16 protein-coding genes are annotated in these 19,556 nt (G+C 43.3%); 2 read left to right on the top strand and 14 right to left on the bottom strand.

Features of this window, described 5'->3' with window-relative positions; all coding sequences use genetic code 11:
- The 3 genes from ACSBOP_RS15690 to ACSBOP_RS15700 all read right to left on the bottom strand — a co-directional run bounded on the left by ACSBOP_RS15690 (position 1) and on the right by ACSBOP_RS15700 (position 4,375).
- Positions 1-732, bottom strand: a complete 732-nt coding sequence (locus tag ACSBOP_RS15690) for a response regulator transcription factor (RefSeq protein ID WP_442601460.1) — start codon at positions 730-732, stop codon at positions 1-3.
- A 127-nt stretch (positions 733-859) separates the two neighbouring features.
- Positions 860-2,662: a two-component system histidine kinase PnpS gene (gene pnpS / locus ACSBOP_RS15695; RefSeq protein ID WP_442601461.1), complete on the bottom strand. Its 1,803-nt coding sequence runs from the start codon at positions 2,660-2,662 to the stop codon at positions 860-862.
- 165 nt (positions 2,663-2,827) lie between these two features.
- Positions 2,828-4,375: a fumarate hydratase gene (locus ACSBOP_RS15700; protein WP_442601462.1), complete on the bottom strand. Its 1,548-nt coding sequence runs from the start codon at positions 4,373-4,375 to the stop codon at positions 2,828-2,830.
- Positions 4,376-4,489: 114 nt separating this feature from the next.
- Between ACSBOP_RS15700 and ACSBOP_RS15705 the strand changes: the two genes are divergently transcribed.
- Together ACSBOP_RS15705 and yfbR are read left to right on the top strand one after the other, a co-directional pair.
- The gene (locus ACSBOP_RS15705) at positions 4,490-5,650 is read left to right on the top strand and encodes a polysaccharide deacetylase family protein (protein ID WP_442601463.1); all 1,161 of its coding nucleotides are present in this window, start codon (positions 4,490-4,492) and stop codon (positions 5,648-5,650) included.
- 15 nt (positions 5,651-5,665) lie between these two features.
- Positions 5,666-6,250 carry a 5'-deoxynucleotidase gene (gene yfbR, locus ACSBOP_RS15710; protein WP_442601464.1) on the top strand — a complete coding sequence of 195 codons (585 nt, stop codon included), beginning with the start codon at positions 5,666-5,668 and terminating at the stop codon, positions 6,248-6,250.
- Between the two features lie 390 nt (positions 6,251-6,640).
- Here yfbR and mdh read toward each other — a convergent pair whose 3' ends face one another.
- From mdh to ACSBOP_RS15765, 11 genes are all read right to left on the bottom strand, one after another.
- Entirely contained in the window at positions 6,641-7,582 is a 942-nt protein-coding gene (gene mdh / locus ACSBOP_RS15715; protein ID WP_442601465.1) for a malate dehydrogenase, read from the bottom strand.
- A gap of 44 nt (positions 7,583-7,626) precedes the next feature.
- Positions 7,627-8,922: an NADP-dependent isocitrate dehydrogenase gene (gene icd, locus ACSBOP_RS15720; protein ID WP_442601466.1), complete on the bottom strand. Its 1,296-nt coding sequence runs from the start codon at positions 8,920-8,922 to the stop codon at positions 7,627-7,629.
- A gap of 151 nt (positions 8,923-9,073) precedes the next feature.
- Complete coding sequence (citZ, locus tag ACSBOP_RS15725) at positions 9,074-10,186, bottom strand: citrate synthase (protein ID WP_442601467.1); 1,113 nt, start codon at positions 10,184-10,186, stop codon at positions 9,074-9,076.
- Positions 10,187-10,344: 158 nt separating this feature from the next.
- The gene (locus ACSBOP_RS15730; protein WP_442601468.1) at positions 10,345-10,740 is read right to left on the bottom strand and encodes an FxsA family protein; all 396 of its coding nucleotides are present in this window, start codon (positions 10,738-10,740) and stop codon (positions 10,345-10,347) included.
- 21 nt (positions 10,741-10,761) lie between these two features.
- A complete protein-coding gene (locus ACSBOP_RS15735) occupies positions 10,762-11,226 on the bottom strand; it encodes an acyl-CoA thioesterase (RefSeq protein ID WP_442601469.1) in 465 nt (154 codons plus the stop codon).
- Between the two features lie 105 nt (positions 11,227-11,331).
- Positions 11,332-13,086 carry a pyruvate kinase gene (gene pyk, locus ACSBOP_RS15740; protein WP_442601470.1) on the bottom strand — a complete coding sequence of 585 codons (1,755 nt, stop codon included), beginning with the start codon at positions 13,084-13,086 and terminating at the stop codon, positions 11,332-11,334.
- Entirely contained in the window at positions 13,079-14,056 is a 978-nt protein-coding gene (accA, locus tag ACSBOP_RS15745) for an acetyl-CoA carboxylase carboxyl transferase subunit alpha (protein WP_442601471.1), read from the bottom strand. Before accA ends, pyk begins: the two co-directional genes overlap by 8 nt.
- A gap of 1 nt (position 14,057) precedes the next feature.
- Positions 14,058-14,912 carry an acetyl-CoA carboxylase, carboxyltransferase subunit beta gene (accD, locus tag ACSBOP_RS15750; RefSeq protein ID WP_442601472.1) on the bottom strand — a complete coding sequence of 285 codons (855 nt, stop codon included), beginning with the start codon at positions 14,910-14,912 and terminating at the stop codon, positions 14,058-14,060.
- Positions 14,913-15,009: 97 nt separating this feature from the next.
- Entirely contained in the window at positions 15,010-15,198 is a 189-nt protein-coding gene (locus ACSBOP_RS15755) for a glutamate decarboxylase (protein ID WP_442601473.1), read from the bottom strand.
- 211 nt (positions 15,199-15,409) lie between these two features.
- Positions 15,410-15,895 (bottom strand): phosphatidylglycerophosphatase A family protein, encoded by a 486-nt coding sequence (locus tag ACSBOP_RS15760; RefSeq protein WP_442601474.1) that lies wholly within the window; start codon positions 15,893-15,895, stop codon positions 15,410-15,412.
- A 65-nt stretch (positions 15,896-15,960) separates the two neighbouring features.
- Positions 15,961-19,545, bottom strand: coding sequence for a DNA polymerase III subunit alpha (locus ACSBOP_RS15765; RefSeq protein WP_442601475.1), 3,585 nt, complete (start codon positions 19,543-19,545; stop codon positions 15,961-15,963).
- Positions 19,546-19,556 lie beyond the last annotated feature (11 nt).

Here is a 19,556-nt window from a genome sequence, read left to right on the forward strand (position 1 = left end):
CTATTCCGTTACTCGCTTAACCTGATTTTGCACAATCAACTTATAGCCTACACCACGAATGGATTCAATTTGCACGGATTGCTGACTCATCTCCAGCTTCTTACGAAGTGAGCTTACATGTACATCCACTGTACGCTGACCGCCAAAATAGTCAAAGCCCCACACGATATTCATTAGATCGTCTCTAGATACGACAAACCCTGGTCGTTGAGCTAAGTATAACAGCACTTCAAATTCTTTGGGACGTAATGAAATCGACGTATTGTGCAGAATAACCTCATACTTCTCCGGATACACATAGAGATCCCCGATGATAATCACTTTATCATTGGATTTAGCTAAGTCATCTGACATCAATTCATCAGACTTTGTCCGTCGTAAGACAGCAGACACTCTAGCAAGCAGTTCTGCGACGCCAAATGGCTTGGTCATATAATCATCTGCACCATGCTTAAGTCCTTGCACCACTTCTTCTTCCGCATTACGAGCAGTCAGAATAATAACAGGTGTACGTACACCTTTTTGACGTAGCTTGGTCAAAATCTCAAACCCATTCATACCAGGCAGCATAAGATCCAATATAATTAAATCATGCGCTTGCTGCATGGCAAGTTGAAAGCCTTCCCCACCGTGCTCGACCACTTTTACCTCATAACCATCTTGCGTCAGATTATAGGAAAGAAGTCTAGCCAGTGTCGGCTCATCTTCAATTACTAATATTTTTGGTGTCATGGGATAATCCCCTAACTATTATTAATAGAATCTTCATATATATTGTCATCATAACATCTGAATGTAAATTTTGTGTAAACTGAATTGTAATCGTCATGTAAATAAAACATAGCTTTCCCTAAAAATACTAGTGTATAACTGGGAGCTCTATCGTAAATTTCGTTCCAATTCCAATTTCACTTTCCACTTGTATAGTACCATTATGCAACTCTACCAGATGCTTTACAATAGATAACCCTAAACCTGTGCCACCTGAACTGCGAGAACGTGCCTTATCCACTCTATAGAATCGTTCAAATACACGTGGCAGATCCTGTTTCGGAATACCAATACCCGTATCCGAAATCGTGATTCGTATACGTTCGTAATCCGATTCCTCCTCTTGCTCAGCTCGAACGGGCTCAGCTAGAATACGAACTTTCCCGCCTTCCATCGTATAATTTACTCCATTCGATAGTAAGTTGATTATGATTTGTCTTAAGCGGTCTTCATCCGCTTCTAAATAAAGATCCCCTTCTACGCGCATCTCAAGCTGAATCGATTTCTGATCAGCCTCTGCTTGCATCATGTGCATAGATCCTTCGACAACCGTCATGAGCGAGACAGGTGCGAGCTGAAGCGGAACACGCTTGGATTCAATTTTGGACAACTCTAGAATATCACCAATCAAACGGTTCAAGCGCTCCGATTCATCGTAGATAATTTTCAAAAATGCCTTCGCCGTATCTTCATCCTTCATCGCGCCGGCAAGTAGCGTCTCTGCAAAGCCTTTAACCGAAGCAATCGGCGTTTTTAGTTCATGGGACACGTTCGCCACAAATTCGCTGCGCATCTTCTCTAATCTACGAATCGCTGTGATGTCGTGAAGCACGATCAGGACACCCGACCAAATATCATCACCTTGAATGATTGGGATTGCATTCACTTCCAGGATACTTTCAGCTGGGTAGTAGAACACCATCTCTTCTCTAATCAGCTGCTGTTTCTCCATGCAACGTTCAATCAATTGAATCAGCTGTGCTTGCTGCTGTGCTTCATCATATCGCTTACCTAGAAGCTCTGAGGCAGCAAAACCAAGTATCGACTCCGCAGAAGGGTTTAAGAGCGCAATCCCTCCCTCACGATCCACCATCATGACACCTGCTGACATATTACCCAGCACGCCTTTCAGACGGCTTTCATTCTCCAGAATACGATTCATTTGCTGCTGTAAGCTGTCTGACATTCGATTCACCGCATGTCCAAGCTGCCCAACCTCATCTTTACTCCTTATGTTCACTCGAGCTCGATAGTTCCGATTCGTAATTTGCTGCGCAACCCGCGTAATTTTCTCAATGGGGCGAGTAATTCCCGCTGCAATTCGATACGAAATAAAACTCACGATAATAAACAAAATAACCATCCCAACGATGAGATAAACCCAAAGCTGATTAACCGTTGACTCCACCTCAGCTAAGCTCATTGCGATACGTAGAACACCAATAGATTCACCATTTGCTTGATCAACCGAAATAGCCGCATACAGCATGTTTTGTAGAGTGGTGTCACTGTAACGTTTGTAAAAACCGATCTGATGTGCAAGTGCATCTACAATTTCAGGCCGATCTTTGTGATTATCTAGCGTCCTCGGGTCTTTCTCTGAATCACCGAGCACTTTCCCATCTTTGCGTATAAATGTGACCCGTGCACCCGTATATTCACTTAATTTCTTCGTTTCTTCTGTATAAATACGGATGAGACTTTCATCATTTCCAGCCCGATTCCAGTTGCCTGTTATTGAAATCACTTTAAGCTCTCGAATGAGATTATTTTTCAGTTCACTAATATGAGATCTCTCAAATATAGTCGCCATAAAGACACCCGCGCACAGCATGGAAAAACCTATTAATACGATTAATAAAAGGGTCAGCTTCACACGGAATTTATTCATACTATTCAAGCTCCTTGGCAGTTATTTGTTTAAACCTGTAAAAAAATCTACCTATCATAGTAACCCGTGCATTTTAGTTTATCCAGTTAATTTTATGTAAATCATCTCAACTCAAAGGAAAACCCGACTGCATATGCAGACCGGGTCTCCTCAGCACTTCTTCTTTTATTTAAAAACAGGCTCTTTGAAGCTTGCCAACTTCTCTAGTGAATCTTTCTCTACATCAGCATGTAAGGAATTTCCATGGGAATCCATTGTTACAATCGCAGCGAACCCTTCTGTATCCAAATGCCACATGGCTTCAGGAATACCGAACTCCATGTAATCAACACCATCAACTTTCTTGAAACACTTCGCATAGAACTGAGCAGCTCCACCGATCGCATTCAAATATACAGCACCATGTTCTTGTAGTGCAGCAAGTGTCTTAGCGCCCATACCGCCTTTTCCGATAACAGCACGGATACCGAACTTACGGATAATATCACCTTGGTAAGGCTCCTCCCGAATGGAAGTTGTCGGTCCTGCTGCTTTTACCTGCCACTCACCTGCTTCCGTCTTACCCATTACCGGTCCACAGTGATAAATAACAGCACCATTCAGATCAACTGGTGCGTCGTGATCCATCAAGTACTTATGCAGTGCATCACGGCCTGTGTGCATCGTACCATTAATAATCACAACGTCTCCTACGCGAAGGTTACGAATATCTTCTTCTGAAATCGGCGTCTGCAACACAATTTCACGACGAGATCCAGCATCTGCTGACTCCGCCTGATCTTCAATAGCTGGACTAGATTGCATCGGTGTTTCTTGACCTTCTGGGTATACCCACTCTTGAATTTCACCTGTAACCGCATTCAAAATAACACCTTGTCTGCGGAACGCCCAGCAGTTATAAGCAACGGATACGAAGAAAGATGCCGGTAAACGGTTCATAACACCAATTTTACAACCTAGGAGGGTTACTTTCCCGCCAAAGCCCATTGTACCAATACCAAGCTTATTCGCGTTCTCAAGCACATACTCTTCAAGCTTACGCAAATCTTCATTTGGATTTACATCATCCGCCGTACGGAATAACTGGTGTTTTGCTAGCTCATAGCCGCTTGTGCGATCTCCGCCGACACCAACACCGATAAATCCTGCCGCACAGCCTTGTCCTTGTGCTTGGTATACTGCATGCATGATACACTTGCGAATACCGTCTAAATCACGGCCCGCTTTACCGATTCCTTCAAGCTCAGCAGGCAATGAATATTGAATGTTCTTATTCTCGCAGCCGCCGCCTTTAAGTATAAGCTTCACTTCAATATCGTCACGTTCCCATTGTTCAAAATGAATCACAGGTGTTCCCGGACCTACATTATCACCGGAATTAGCACCTGTTAGTGAATCCACCGAATTAGGACGCAGCTTGCTTTCCTTTGTTGCATTTTTAATTGCAGAAATGATCTGCTTTTTCATTTCAATTTGGTTTGCTCCAACTGGGCAGTGTATAATAAACGTGGGCATACCCGTATCTTGGCAAATTGGAGATATATTATTCTCTGCCATTGTAATATTGTCCGCAATCGTCGATAATGACAAGGCAGATCTAGTACCCTCGTCTTCCTTTAATTGAGCTTGTTGGATCACTTTACGAACGTCCCCTGGCAAATTCGTCGAAGTTTCCACAATTAGCTGATAAACACTTTGTTCAAAATGCTGCATAATTGCTGTTCTCCTCTCATTTACTACACTTGTGTTAGTTTTTGAACTGTTTTTAATTATAACATAATTCTCTCAAACCAAGACCGTCTTATACTAAAAAAGGAGTACGATTTCATGCGTAAAATGTTAGCTGCTGCTCTACTGCTTAGTATCGTCTGTATGAGCATTTTTACCACGCCTAGAGCGTCCGCAGGAGAACCTGCTGTGTATTATCAAGACCAAGTTGCTGTACTTATGTATCATCATCTTCACAAAGTTGACAAGAGCTCATCGACAATGACACCGGAATTGTTCGAACAACAGTTGGATTATTTACTTGCCAAAGGCTACAATTTCATTTCATTGGATGACTTTAAGCAATATCTCGATGGAGGAACCGTCCCAGATAACGCCGTTCTTGTTACTTTTGACGATGGATATGAAAGTTTTTACGAGTATGCCCTGCCTATCCTAGCCAAACGACATATCTCTGCCGTCAATTTCTTGATTACAGAAACACTTGCGAATCCGAAGGGCTATAATATTCCATTCTTGAATGTGCAAGAAAAAGAATACTTAGTCTCCAGCAATAATTTCATCTATACAGGTTGTCATACAGATACCATGCACATTAAGCTCCCAGATGGCGAAGCTTCTCTAATCGGCCGTGTTACAAAAGCCGATGGTACAAAAGAGACCGAAGCTGAATATAAAGATCGTGTTGTCAACGATATTAAGGGATGTATCAGTAAAGTAAACGACCCGCAGCATCGTGCGCCAGTTGATTATCTCGCGTATCCATTTGGTATTGTCGATGATCTTGCAGCCAGTTATGTGAAACAAGCTGGCATTAACTATGCATTCACGATCGTACCGGATATGGCGACAAGAGAGGCGGATCGCATGCATATCCCTCGGATCAATGCAGGAAGCCCGTGGATAACACCGCAATTGCTAGATTTTACAATTAAACAAAGAATTGTAGCGAAAGAGCAGCAAGAATACCAAGTGCCGCTCGCTAAATCCTTAACTGAACTTGGAGCAACTGTTCAAGATGATAACAGTGTGCTCACTGTCAAATGGAACGACCAGCAATGGACAATAAAAGCAAATAACACTTTCATCGAACGCGCGGATGGTACAAAGTTAAACCTACGTATGCCAGTTAACGTGAAGCAAGGTCATTTTATGATGGATTGGCGCGATGTCGAAGCGATGCTTGGCAAGCCCATAATGTATCACCCAGATAAGGAGCGCATTACCTTACGAACTGTACCGCAAATGTTAACTCCTTAAAAAGGATGTGGACTTATGACAAGTGATTTCTTAGCTTATATGTATCGTCTAAGATATATTGAACGATGGAGTCTGATGCGAAATGTCGTCAAGGAGAACGTGGCGGAGCATTCCTATCATGTTGCGACCCTGACACATCTATTATGTTCCATTGCCAATGCCGAATTCGGACGCAATCTTAACAGTGGCTTAGCCGTGTCCATGGCCTTATTCCATGATGCGACTGAGTCTTTCACTGGAGATATACCAACACCCGTTAAGCACCACAATCCAGATATGCTCAGCTCCTTTCGAGAAATTGAGCGCTTAGCAGCCGTCCGGTTGCAGGATATGATTCCACCGAAGCTTCAACCTATTTACGAGCCATTACTTACGCATTCAGGTGAAGATGAGGAATTAAGAGCTTTTGTAAAAGCAGCTGATCTGCTCGATGCCTACCTAAAATGTGTAACCGAATTATCTGCAGGTAATCGTGAATTTGGCACTGCGAAGAAACAAATCGAACAATCGCTTCACCAGCTCGATTTGCCTGAAGTCGACTATTTCCTCGAACATTTCGCGCCAAGTATGGAGAAGACCCTTGATGAGCTGTCGGAGTGAGGTAAGTGCATTTGCACTATAGATCAACACCGCTGCGCGAATAACATGTTCCTCCAATCGCTGTTGACCTCGTGTTCCTTGGATTAGGTTACGTTTGGTGGAACACTCGGTCAAAGGCGACCACTTCGTTTTTACGGAATCATGTTATTCGTTTCGCTTAGTACTTGTTGCAACAGTTTTCATCCTTTACTACTTGAATTGAAATGGCCCCTGCATGATTTTGCAGGGGCTTTTTGATTACCAGATAGACATTCCGTGAGAGACGGAGAACACGATTGCAACAGCAGACGGAAGAATATAGACGACACGCAGTCGCTTACCCACAACTGTCCTGTATCGCACCAAAAAGCCCCTGCATCAGCAGAGGCTTCTCATTTATCATTTTGTAAATTACAAAGTTACAACGGCAGTTACATTGCGAACGGATTGAGCAGATTTATCAAGCGCTGCTTTCTCTTCATCAGTCAATTCAAGTTCGAATACTTTTTCGATACCACCAGCACCAAGAAGTGTAGGAACACCCATAAACAGGTTATCATAGCCATACTCGCCTTCAAGAAGAGCGATTGCTGGGATAATACGTTTCTTATCTTTAAGAATCGCTTCTGCCATTTGTACAAGGGATGCTGCAGGTGCATAGTAAGCAGAACCGTTACCTAGCAAGTTAACAATTTCACCGCCACCCGTACGTGTACGTTGTACAATAGCTTCAATACGATCAGCAGGGATCAATTTCTCAATTGGGATACCGCCAACGTTGGAGTAACGAACAAGTGGTACCATGTCATCTCCATGACCGCCAAGAACGAAACCACGAATATCTTCAACCGAAACGTTAAGCTCTTGAGCGATGAATGTGCAATAACGAGCTGTATCAAGCACACCAGATTGACCGATTACACGGCTCTTATCGAAGCCAAGTGTGTTGTATGCTACGTAAGTCATTGCATCAACTGGATTGGAAAGAATGATAACGATTGAATCTGGGCAATATTTTTTTACATTCTCACATACAGACTTCACGATTCCTGCATTCGTGTTCACCAAATCATCACGGCTCATACCTGGTTTACGAGCAATACCAGCTGTAATGATCACGATATCAGAACCAGCAGCATCTTCATAATTGGATGTACCTACAATGTTGGAATCAAAACCTTGAACTGGGCTTGCTTCCATCATATCAAGTGCTTTCCCTTTAGTTGGGTTTTCCAATTGTGGAATATCAACGAGAACAACGTCTCCAAGTTCTTTTTGCGCAAGCATTAATGCAGTAGTTGCTCCTGTAAATCCAGCACCGACAACCGTAACTTTATTTCGACGAATAGCCATGTAAGAAACCTCCCATTGTTAACTGACTAATTAATATATTTATACTACATGTTTTTGATAATTTCGTTAGCGAACTCGGAGCATTTAATTTCAGTAGCGCCTTCCATTAGACGAGCGAAATCATAAGTAACTGTTTTGTTACCGATGGATGTGCTCATACCTTTATAGATCAGGTCAGCCGCTTCTTGCCAGCCTAAGTGTTCAAGCATCATAACGCCAGAAAGCGTTACAGAACCTGGGTTAACAACATCAAGACCTGCATATTTAGGAGCTGTACCATGTGTTGCTTCAAAGATCGCATGTCCAGTCAAGTAGTTGATGTTAGCGCCAGGTGCGATACCGATTCCGCCAACTTGTGCTGCTAGAGCATCAGACAAGTAGTCACCGTTCAAGTTCAATGTTGCGATCACATCGAAATCAGTTGGACGAGTCAATACTTGTTGTAAAGCAATGTCAGCAATCGCATCTTTCACGATTAGCTTGCCAGCTGCTTCTGCTGCTTTTTGAGCCGCATTCGCTGCATCTGTACCTTGCTCTTCTTTAATGCGATCATATTGTGCCCAAGTAAATGTTTGCTCGCCAAACTCAGCTTCAGCAAGTTCATATCCCCAGTTCTTGAACGCGCCTTCCGTGTATTTCATAATGTTACCTTTGTGTACAAGTGTTAAGGTTTTACGACCATGTTTAAGCGCATATTCAATTGCAGCGCGAACAAGGCGCTCAGAACCTTCTTTGGAAACTGGCTTAATACCGATACCAGATGTTTCTGGGAAACGGATTTTGTTAACGCCCATCTCATTTTGCAAGAAAGAGATCATTTTCTTAACTGCTTCTGATCCTTCTTGGTACTCGATACCCGCATAAATGTCCTCTGTGTTTTCACGGAAAATAACCATGTCAACAAGCCCCGGACGCTTCACTGGGGAAGGTACGCCATCAAAATAACGAACAGGACGAAGACATACATACAAATCCAATTCTTGACGAAGGGCTACGTTCAGGGAACGAATTCCGCCGCCAACTGGCGTTGTCAATGGTCCTTTGATCGCTACGATATACTCGCGGATTGCTTCAAGCGTATCGTTAGGCAACCAGCTATTATATTTATTAAATGCTTTTTCGCCTGCATAAACTTCGTACCAAGCAATTTTCTTCTCGCCGTTATAAGCTTTCTCAACTGCTGCGTCTAAAACGCGTTTGGATGCTGCCCAGATATCCGGACCTGTTCCATCACCTTCGATAAAAGGAATAATCGGGTTGTTCGGAACAACAAGTTGTCCATCCTTAATCGTGATTTGTTCGCCTTCTGTAGGCAATTCATAATTTTCAAACTGTGCCATGTAGGGTGCCTCCTCTAAATTTTCTAACTATTTGGTAGAGCTGTCTTGAAATTCGTGTCCCTGCATTCATTATAGTATAAAAGTACAGATTGCCAAGCCTATCCCTATACATAAAAGCGAAACTGCCCGTGAATAGGGTCAAAATAAATCTCTACCGATCTTCCATCGGTATGTAATGCTGATTCGATAATCCTGTATATTCAGCTCTTGGGCGAATCAAGCGGTTGTTATCATATTGCTCTAGGATGTGTGCTGTCCAACCGGATGCACGAGAAATTGCAAAAATCGGTGTAAACAAATCACGAGGGATTCCAAGTGATGTATAGCAGGAAGCCGAGTAGAAATCTACGTTTGGCTTAAGGCCTTTCTGACCTGTAACCAGTTCTTCAATATGAATCGACATCTCATACCAGGAAATATCACCTGTTAATTGGCCAAGTTGCTTAGACATCTTCTGCAGATGCTTCGCACGCGGATCACCGTTTTTATAAACACGATGTCCGAAGCCCATAATTTTTTCCTTATTATTCAGTTTATTATTGATATAAGAGTCCACTTGTGTAGGTCCACCGATTTCCTCTAGCATTGCCATTACAGCTTCATTGGCTCCACCATGCAAAGGTCCTTTTAAAGCACCAATTGCTGATGTTACCCCAGAGTACATGTCTGAGAGCGTTGCCACAGTTACGCGTGCAGCGAATGTGGAAGCATTAAGCTCATGATCCGCATGAAGAACAAGCGCTTTATCCAATGCTTCAATCGCAATAGCATCTGGTTCGTTTCCTGTCATCATGTATAAGAAGTTAGCCGCAATGGATGGATAGCCTTTGGAAGCAATCGGCTCTTTGCCTTCGCGAATACGATAGAATGCCGCAACAACTGCAGGCAATTGTGCTTGTAGGCGAATCGCCTTACGCACGTTAGCTTCCTTACTCATATCACCTGCTTCTGGATCATATAAAGCAAGACTCGAAACCGCTGTCCGAAGCGCAGACATCGAATTCGCATCTTTTGGATACGTTTTCATTTGATCGATGACAGGTTGCGGTATCGTGGAGCTGGCATTCAAATCGCTTTGAAGCTTATCAAGTTCAACCTGTGTTGGCAACTTACCGAACCACAATAAAAAAACAACTTCTTCGAAAGTTGCATTTTCAGCAAGCTCATCAATATCGATACCTCGATATGTCAATATTCCATCAATAATTGAACTAATGGAAGAAGTTGTAGCTACAATCCCTTCCAATCCTTTTGTTGCTGTCAAAGGAATCACTCCTATCTTTCGCTTAATAGGCAAACTTACGTTAAGTTAGTTATCACATAATATTAATAATAAAGTATTTCGAGCTTTCTGTGAATGCGTTTAACATAAATTTTCATTATCAGTGGCATAAATTTTGCTTCTAGCAGCAACAAATCCAATTATTTTCTGAAAAATAATTGGATGCGTCCATTCGAGATTCCCTTGCGAATGAACAATAGAATAAGGGCTTGAAAGATAGGCCGGGTTAGTGGAAATAACATCAATAACCCAAAGATATCTGAGATAAACCCAGGAATAATGAGCAAGATCCCCCCAACCAGAATACAGATACCTTCTAGAATGGATGAAGCAGGCATCTGTCCTCTGCTTAATTGCATACGTGCATTGAGCCAAACTTTTCTTATTTCACGTTTCACAAAATAAACACCAAATATCGCACTGAGCACGATTAGTAAGAAAGTCACACCCGAACCGATCCATTTCCCAACCCAATAAATACTAATTAATTCCATTACAGGCACAATAATCAGCCATACAAGCGGGACACGACGCATTAAAAATAAACCTCCTCCATATTATCGATTCATAAGTGCATATAGTTCAGGTAATTCCTTATCTAACCGTGCAGGTCGAAATGCCCGATTCACCCATACATGGCGCGTTACTCCGCTGACAAGAAGCTCTCCTATAGGCTCAATAGGTACATGCTGTTCTAGCTCTCTATCGGCTGTTAAATCCTCCGAGATTCGACGGATCTGACTGCTAAATTCCACTTTAATCGTTGTATACGATTGAATACGCGTATAGATTGCAATTCGATCATCGTAACGAGCTGGCGTGTGAAACTTCATTTCAGCCTCTACAACTGGGAGCAATAAACCCTTCTGTTCAACTATTTGATAGGGATAGCCCATTTCTCTGATAAGCTCCGTCCGACCGATCTCGAACCAGTTCAAATAGTTAGCATGATAGACAACCCCCATCTGATCTGTTTCTTGATAGCGTACCCTTTGTTCATGTTTAAACCACGGTATATCCATTTGATCTCCTCCACATATTTTTAAAAAAGAGCGAATACAGAGGAACTGCTCCTCTATATTCACTCTCCATTATCATGTCATTGCACGATTTCTCATGCTATTCACTTATAGTACTTTACAACGACCCGAGTAGATAACACCCAGTTCAGGGTACAACGTCACATCTTCTCCGTCTTTTAAGCAACTCATCACGTTGGCAACTCCAACGATAACAGGAATACCTAGAGACACTGCCACAACAGCAGCATGAGATGTAATGCCTCCTGCTTCAGTTACAAGTGCACTTGCTTTTTCAATTGCAGGCATATAGTCCTTATCTGTTGACGGTGCAACAAGAACATCACCTTGATTCATTTTGGATACAGCTTCAGCTGCATTTTGTGCAACACAAATTTTACCGCGGATGGACTTAGAACCGATTCCTGTTCCTTTTGCTACCATCTCGCCAACTTGGTGCACTTTCATAATATTCGTCGTTCCCGCACGTCCAACTGGAACACCTGCTGTAATAACAACGATGTCGCCTAGGGAGATACGACCTGCATTCAACGTATACTCCACTGCATTATCAAATAGCTCGTCCGTTGTGTAAACAGCAGGCGTTTGAATCGTCTCAACACCCCATACAAGTGTCAAACGACGCATAATACGCTCACTTGTCGTCACAGCCACGATTGGCGATTTCGGACGGTATTTGGATACCATGCGTGCTGTATATCCACTTTCCGTTGCCGTTACGATCGCACCTGCATTCAATTCAAGAGCAGAGTTAGCAACAGCTTGGGAAATGGCTTCTGTAACTGTTGTTTGCTGTGCTTGAGCTTGACGAATGAAAATTTCACGATATTCCAGGCTTGCTTCCGCACGTTCAGCGATTCTTGCCATCGTTTGAACAGATTCTACTGGATATTTACCAGCAGCTGTCTCACCAGATAGCATGACTGCATCACTACCATCGAATACTGCGTTGGCTACGTCACTTGCCTCAGCACGAGTTGGGCGTGGGTTGCGTTGCATGGAATCCAGCATCATTGTTGCAGTAATAACCGGTTTGCCTGCTACATTACACTTTTTAATCATTTGCTTTTGAACGATAGGCACTTCTTCAGCTGGAATTTCTACACCCAAATCTCCACGCGCAACCATTAGACCATCAGATACTTTTAGAATTTCATCTAAGTTCTCAACGCCTTCTTGGTTTTCAATCTTCGAAATAATTTGGATATGCTCCGCGCCATGTTTCTCAAGCAATTCACGAATTTCCATCACGTCGCTTGCTTTACGAACGAAAGAAGCCGCGATGAAGTCCACATCTTGCTCGATACCAAATACGATATCATTCGCATCTTTTTCTGTGATGCCTGGCAATTTTATTTGTACGCCTGGTACGTTAACGCCTTTCTTGCTCTTAATTGTACCACCGTTAGTAATTAAGCATTTGATGTCAGTTGCACTAATTTCAACAACAGATAGGCCAATCAAGCCATCGTCGATTAGAATCGTGGAACCAACAGAAACGTCTTTAGGTAGGTCTTCATACGTAATCGAAATACGGTTTTCATCACCCAGAATTTCTTCTGTAGTCAATGTCACGTACTGATCTTGAACTAGCTCGATAGGTTCTACTTTCAGCTTACCTGTACGAATTTCCGGTCCTTTAGTATCCAGCAAAATTGCTACAGTCTTGCCTACTTCTTTTGCAGCTTGACGAATGTTCGTGATGCGTGCTCCATGTTCTGCAAAATCACCGTGTGAAAAGTTCAAACGAGCGACATTCATGCCTGCTTCAATTAATTTTTTCAAATTCTCCAGGGATTCACTTGCCGGTCCGATAGTACATACGATTTTTGTTTTACGCATTATTTCCCTCCTGAGTAAATGTGTAACGACCGATTGATCTAAATTTCTCATATCGGTCTTCTTTTAGCTGCTCCTCGCTCATGTCAAGCAGCGGCTTTAGATGCTCTAGAATAGCTGATTTAACAAGTTCCGCCTGCTGCGCCAAGTCCTTATGAGCTCCGCCCTGTGGCTCAGGAATAATCCCATTTACGATAGTACCTAGCTTATAAATATGATCTGCCGTAATTTTCATCGCTTCAGCCGCTTGCAGCGACTTCGATGCATCACGATAAATAATGGATGCGGCCCCTTCAGGACTGATGACGGAATAAATCGCATTTTCCAACATGAGCACACGATTGCCGACGCCAAGCGCCAACGCACCCCCACTACCGCCTTCTCCAATAACGATACAAACAATCGGTACGCGAAATGAAGCCATTTCAAGCAAGTTGCGTGCAATCGCTTCACTTTGTCCACGTTCCTCAGCAGCATTACCTGCAAAGGCACCTTTCGTATCGATAAATGTAATGATCGGTCTCCGGAACTTGTTCGCTTGACGCATCAAACGAAGTGCCTTACGAAACCCTTCCGGATAAGGAGAACCAAAATTTCGGGCAATATTATCTTTTGTATCTTTGCCTTTTTGATGCCCAACAACTGTGATGGGCAATCCATCAAGTTTGGCCACTCCGCCGACAATCGCTAGATCGTCGCCGTATAATCGGTCACCATGCAATTCTACGAAGTCAGTGAATATTGCTCCAATATAATCAAGCGCGGTTGGGCGCTGGGGATGTCTTGCAATTTGCATTTTTTGAGAAGCTGACATATTTGCATAAAGATCAGCTTGAAGAACGACATAACGTTCTTCTAATCGTTTAATTTCTTCGGTAAAATCGATTCCCTTCTCTTCACCGAATTTTTTAAGCTCATCGATCTTCGATCGAAGCTCAGCTAAAGGTTGTTCAAAAGACATTTCTCCCGCCATGTTACTTGTCTCCCTTCAAACTATGCAAATCTAACAGCTTAGCTAGAGTAGTGCGCAAGTCTTTTCGATGCACAACCTTATCTACCTGGCCATGCTGTAAGTTAAATTCAGCTGTTTGGAAGTTGTCAGGCAACTTTTGGCGAATGGTTTGTTCAATTACGCGGCGTCCCGTAAATCCGAAGGATGTACCCGGCTCCGCCACGATAATATCGCCTAACATAGCAAACGACGCAGATACGCCACCAAATGTAGGGTCTGTAATAACAGAAATAAATAATCCATCTTGTTCATTTAATTTAGAGACAGCAGCACTTGTCTTTGCCATCTGCATCAAACTCAAAATACTCTCTTGCATTCTAGCTCCGCCAGAAGTCGAGAAAATTAATACCGGAACCCGATTTTCAATTGCATATTCAATCGTTCTCGTAATTTTCTCACCCACTACTGATCCAAGCGATCCCCCCATGAAATCAAAGCTCATTGCTCCAATTGCTACAGGGATACCATCAATTTCTGCTGCGCCCGTTACAATCGCATCACGCAGACCCGTGGCAGTTTGTGCTTTTTCCACCTTTTCCGTGTAGTCTGGGAACTCCAATGGATCTTCGGAAATCATAAAGGAATCTGACTCTACAAAGCTGCCCTCATCAACGGTCATCAAGATCCGCTCAAGCGCATTTAGCTTGTAGTGGAAACCACAGGAATTGCACACTTTCAAGTTCTTCTCTAATTCTTTGCTGTATTGAATTGTGCCGCACTGCGGGCATTTATTCATTAACCCTTCAGGAATTTCACGCTTCGTCCGCTCGGAAGGAATTGTCGCGTATTTTCTCTTTTGGAAAAGATCCTTTAACACATGGACACCTCACTGGATCAAAATCTGTAGAAAAATCATTATTACTCAGTACTCACGAAAAAGACATGTCTGAGGGTCAGACATGCTGCATAAATGACTATCTATGTAAGATGGAATTTAATACTTCCTGAACTTCTTCAAGTTCCCCCTCAGGAACTAAAATTTCAAACTGGTTTTTTGTCATGCTAATGGCACGAACCTGAACGAGGAAGCCTTCATTCATCAAATCTTGCTTTATACGCTCAGCGATTTTAGCCGTTGGAGCAATATAAATCACCGTCCACATTGCAAAAAACCCCCTCGTTTCATTCCCAACATCGTTCATCGCTCACCCAGCATAAGCTTGTTCATTGTCAATATAATAACATAATTTCTCTTTTTCCCGCAAGGAAGCAGCATGCTCGATGCGTAAGGGGAATAGTGGAAAAGGTCCTATCCGAGGGGGCAAACATAGGACTTATGCACTAATTTTCGGAATATTCTCGATCAATCGATAGCTAGCTAGAATAGTTCGCTGCACGTTCATTTTGATGTGCAATACGCGCGGATGCAGCAGCAGCAAGCGCAGCGACTAAGTCATCTAAAAATACATGAATGCTAGTCTTATCATCGTTTAACGTTCGAATGATTCCGATTTTCTCTTTATCCAAATAGCCAAAAGAAGTTAATCCGATCATTCCGTATACATGAACAATACCAAGCGCAAGTGTCTCATCAACTCCAAATAAACCCTCATCCACTTCCATGATGGATTGCAGCGGCTGTGGCAGCAACTTCTGTTCCGCCAGTTCGTCCAAGGCAATTCCTGTGTATAAAGAGTACTGCACTTCCCGTTTGGCAAGCACCGACATGACACTCTCAACACATGCTTCCAGCTGAAGCAAATCATTATAAGGTCTTTGTAGCTTGTACACAATTTCTGCGACCTCTGCCACGGTAACCCCTCGTCTACCGAGTAATTGTAAAATGTCTTCTTGTCCCATATAAAAGCCTCCCCACACGGCAAATAATTGTTTAGATTATAAAACTTATGCGGGAGAAAGGCTTTTTATTTCACGACAACACAGTCTTTACCTAAAATATTTTCGATCTGCTGAAACAAGCCCGGAGATGGCTTAACCCGGTAGTTCTCACTAAGAGCAAGTGATCGCCGGCTACTCTCATAAAATAAGATAACGGGTAATGGACCACTGTGCTGCTGAAGCAATTGCTTAAGAATTTCCAGCTGCTCAGGTCGTTCATGTATACTTGTAATTTTAATATACACCTTTTGCGATTTGATTTCCGTGGAGAACCTCACACCCGCCTCAGAAATTTGTGGCCTGGTTTGCTCAACAGCTGGTTTCGTCTGTGCTGCCAATTTGTTCGTTAATTCAGTTGGGCTTTTTTTATTATAAGATGGCTTCCACTGTTTCAAGCGTTGTATAGCTGCAGGATCGTCCAGCTTACAGACATCATCTGCAATAATTTTTATCTCATCCTCATCACCAAGCTGGAGCTTTCCTCTGACGAGAAGCAGATTGCCTTTCTGAACAGACGAAGCCGCTGCTTTCCAAGTGCGTGAGAAGAGAACTACCTCTATTTTTTCAACCCGATCTTCCAGTTCCATGAACGCCATTGGATCGCCTTTTTTCGTCATAATCGTCTTACTGGATGCGACCATACCCGCTACGAGAACATCTCCGTGGTCAGGATACTCTAGTAGTTGATGGAGGGGATCAACTTCCAGCTTAAGAAGCTCCTCCTCATAGGTATCAAGTGGATGGCCTGATAAATACAGACCAAGGAGTTCACGCTCAAACTCAAGTACTTGACCTTGCGTATAGGGCTTTAGATTGGGATACTCCACTTCCCAGTTCGGTTCTTCAATAAAGCCGAACAGATGAAGCTGCAGATCGTCCCGTTCCTTGCGCCATTTGATCGCCTGCTCCACGGTCTCATCGAGCATTGCGATAAGCTGTGCACGGTGCCCCGGCAAGCTGTCCATTGCGCCACTTTGGATCAGCGACTCAATCACTCGCTTGTTACACACACGCAAGTCCACCCGTTGACAGAAATCGAGTAAGGAAATAAAAGGCCCATTGCTTCGTTCCTTACGAATCGCTTCGATCGCCTGTGTTCCCACGTTCTTGATCGCAGCTAGACCAAAGCGAATCGCATTTTGCTCCGTTAACGGCGTGAAAGTCACACCACTCTCATTGACATCAGGCGGCAACACCGCAAGTTTCATCCGTCTACACTCATCTACATATTCTGCAACTTTACGATGACTGCCCATTACAGCTGTTAGCATGGAAGCCATGAACTGCCTTGGATAATGTGCTTTTAAATAGGCCGTCTGAAAAGCAAGTACACCATATGCCGTCGCATGCGCCCGCGGGAAGCCGTAATCGGCAAAACGAACAATCATATCGTATACATAATTCGCTTCATCCTCACGGTACCCTTGCGAGACAGATCCCGATACGAAATGTGCACGCTGTTCATCGAGAATTTCGCGCTTTTTTTTCGATACGGCACGCCGCAATAAATCCGCTTCACCTAGCGAGAAACCCGCCATCTTGGAGGCAATCTGCATAATTTGTTCTTGATACACGATAATGCCATACGTATCTTGCAAAATCTCGATTAAACTCGGGTGCGGATATTCTACCTCGATTAACTTATGTTTACCCGCAATATATTTCGGAATAAACTCCATAGGACCTGGGCGGTAAAGTGCAACCACAGAGATCAGATCCTCAAATTCGGATGGCTTCATATCTTTAAGGACGCGCCTTACCCCTGCTGATTCCATTTGAAATACGCCTGAGGCCTCTCCTCTACCGAGCATTGCATAGGTTAAGCTATCGTTATCCATGTCTACTTCTGTCCACTTCAGTCTGATTCCCAGCTCTTCCTGAATCCACTCCATCGTCCGTTCAATAATAGATAGAGTGCGAAGGCCAAGAAAGTCCATTTTGAGCAAACCAATAGCCTCTAAATACTCCATCGAATATTGGGTAAGAGGTGTTCCACCCGTACCTTCTTGCAGTGGAACATAATGTGTGAGTGGTTCTCTAGAAATCACCACACCAGCAGCATGCGTAGACGCATGTCGCGGCATACCTTCTACCTGCTTCGCCATATCCAGAAGCTCAGCTGTACGTGGACTTGAACGAGTCAGCTTTTCCAAATCTGAGCCGGGTACTAATGCTTCTTCTAGTGTAATACCAAGTGATCGTGGAATAGCCTTTGCTGCTTTGTCCACATCATTATAGGGCATATTTAATACACGCCCGACATCACGCACAGCCGCTTTGGCTGCCATCGTACCGAACGTAATAATCTGTGCGACATGCTGATCGCCATATTTATGAACGACATATTCAATGACTTCGTCTCGCCGCTCATCACTAAAGTCAATATCGATATCTGGCATCGTAATCCGTTCAGGGTTTAAGAAACGTTCGAATAGAAGCTTATATTTAATCGGGTCTACATCTGTAATACGCAGTACGTAAGCAACAAGGCTCCCCGCAGATGAACCCCTGCCCGGTCCTGTCATAATTCCTTTACGATGTGCAAAAGCGATAAAGTCCCATACGATTAGAAAATAATCCGAAAATCCCATTCGTTCGATAACGCCAAGTTCATAGGCAAGTCGCTCCTCTGCCTGCTTACGAAATGTTCCATCTTCTTCCGTCCACTCCGGCAATGTACCATAGCGGGTCACTAATCCACTTTGACATAACTGCTGCAAATACATCGCTGCATCCATGTCATCTGGAATTGGCTTAAAACTTGGTAAAATGGATTCCCCAAATTTCAATTCCAGATGACATTTTTCCGCTACTCGAATTGTGTTCGCGATCGCCTGCGGCACATGAGGAAATAAGCGGCACATCTCCTCTGAACTTTTTAAATACAATTGCGAACTTCCGAACTTTAATCGATTCTCATCCTCAACTGTCTTACCTGTTCCAATACAAAGCAATATATCTTGAACCTGTGCATCCGGTTCTCTAACATAGTGCGCATCATTCGTCGCAATTAAAGGAATGCCTGTTTCTTCTGATAACTCGATCATAGCCGCCATGACTTTCTTCTGCTCGAGCAGACCATGATCTTGTATTTCGAGATAAAAATCGTCCCCAAAAATCGCATGATATCGCTCAGCAGCAGCTTTGGCTTCATCCTTCCGATCATGCAGTAAATGTTGGGAGATTTCACTGCCCAAACAAGCACTAAGACACACTAATCCTTCTGAATACTGTGCTAAATGCTGTGGATCAATCCGTGGTTTATAATGAAATCCTTGCAAATGAGCGATGGAACAGAGCTTCATCAGATTCCGATAGCCCTGACTATTTTTTGCAAGCAAAATGAGATGATAAATAGGCTGTTCTTGCCGACTTGCTTTCACTGCAATAGAACCTGCCGTGTAGTAGACTTCACACCCAATAATGGGTTTAATTCCTTTTGCCACACAGGCTTTATAAAAGGCAATAGCCCCATACATGACACCGTGATCTGTGAGCGCAAGTGACTTCATCCCAAGCTCAGCAGCCCGGTCTACAAGATCTTGTATACGTGCAGCTCCATCCAACAGGCTGTATTCGCTATGTACATGTAAGTGCACAAATTCGCTCATTGTTCTATCCT

The sequence above is a fragment of the Paenibacillus sp. KN14-4R genome (genome assembly GCF_052180255.1).
Classification (GTDB): domain Bacteria; phylum Bacillota; class Bacilli; order Paenibacillales; family NBRC-103111; genus Paenibacillus_AM.

Bases quoted from the DNA above. Each gene is read 5' to 3' on its own strand.
- ACSBOP_RS15765 (WP_442601475.1), bottom strand. From the start codon at position 19,545: ATGAGCGAATTTGTGCACTTACATGTACATAGCGAATACAGCCTGTTG.
- ACSBOP_RS15700 (WP_442601462.1), bottom strand. From the start codon at position 4,375: ATGCAGCATTTTGAACAAAGTGTTTATCAGCTAATTGTGGAAACTTCG.
- ACSBOP_RS15735 (WP_442601469.1), bottom strand. From the start codon at position 11,226: ATGGATATACCGTGGTTTAAACATGAACAAAGGGTACGCTATCAAGAA.
- ACSBOP_RS15690 (WP_442601460.1), bottom strand. From the start codon at position 732: ATGACACCAAAAATATTAGTAATTGAAGATGAGCCGACACTGGCTAGA.
- accA (WP_442601471.1), bottom strand. From the start codon at position 14,056: ATGGCGGGAGAAATGTCTTTTGAACAACCTTTAGCTGAGCTTCGATCG.
- pyk (WP_442601470.1), bottom strand. From the start codon at position 13,086: ATGCGTAAAACAAAAATCGTATGTACTATCGGACCGGCAAGTGAATCC.
- ACSBOP_RS15730 (WP_442601468.1), bottom strand. From the start codon at position 10,740: ATGCGTCGTGTCCCGCTTGTATGGCTGATTATTGTGCCTGTAATGGAA.
- mdh (WP_442601465.1), bottom strand. From the start codon at position 7,582: ATGGCTATTCGTCGAAATAAAGTTACGGTTGTCGGTGCTGGATTTACA.
- pnpS (WP_442601461.1), bottom strand. From the start codon at position 2,662: ATGAATAAATTCCGTGTGAAGCTGACCCTTTTATTAATCGTATTAATA.
- ACSBOP_RS15705 (WP_442601463.1), top strand. From the start codon at position 4,490: ATGCGTAAAATGTTAGCTGCTGCTCTACTGCTTAGTATCGTCTGTATG.
- yfbR (WP_442601464.1), top strand. From the start codon at position 5,666: ATGACAAGTGATTTCTTAGCTTATATGTATCGTCTAAGATATATTGAA.
- ACSBOP_RS15760 (WP_442601474.1), bottom strand. From the start codon at position 15,895: ATGGGACAAGAAGACATTTTACAATTACTCGGTAGACGAGGGGTTACC.
- icd (WP_442601466.1), bottom strand. From the start codon at position 8,922: ATGGCACAGTTTGAAAATTATGAATTGCCTACAGAAGGCGAACAAATC.
- ACSBOP_RS15755 (WP_442601473.1), bottom strand. From the start codon at position 15,198: ATGTGGACGGTGATTTATATTGCTCCAACGGCTAAAATCGCTGAGCGT.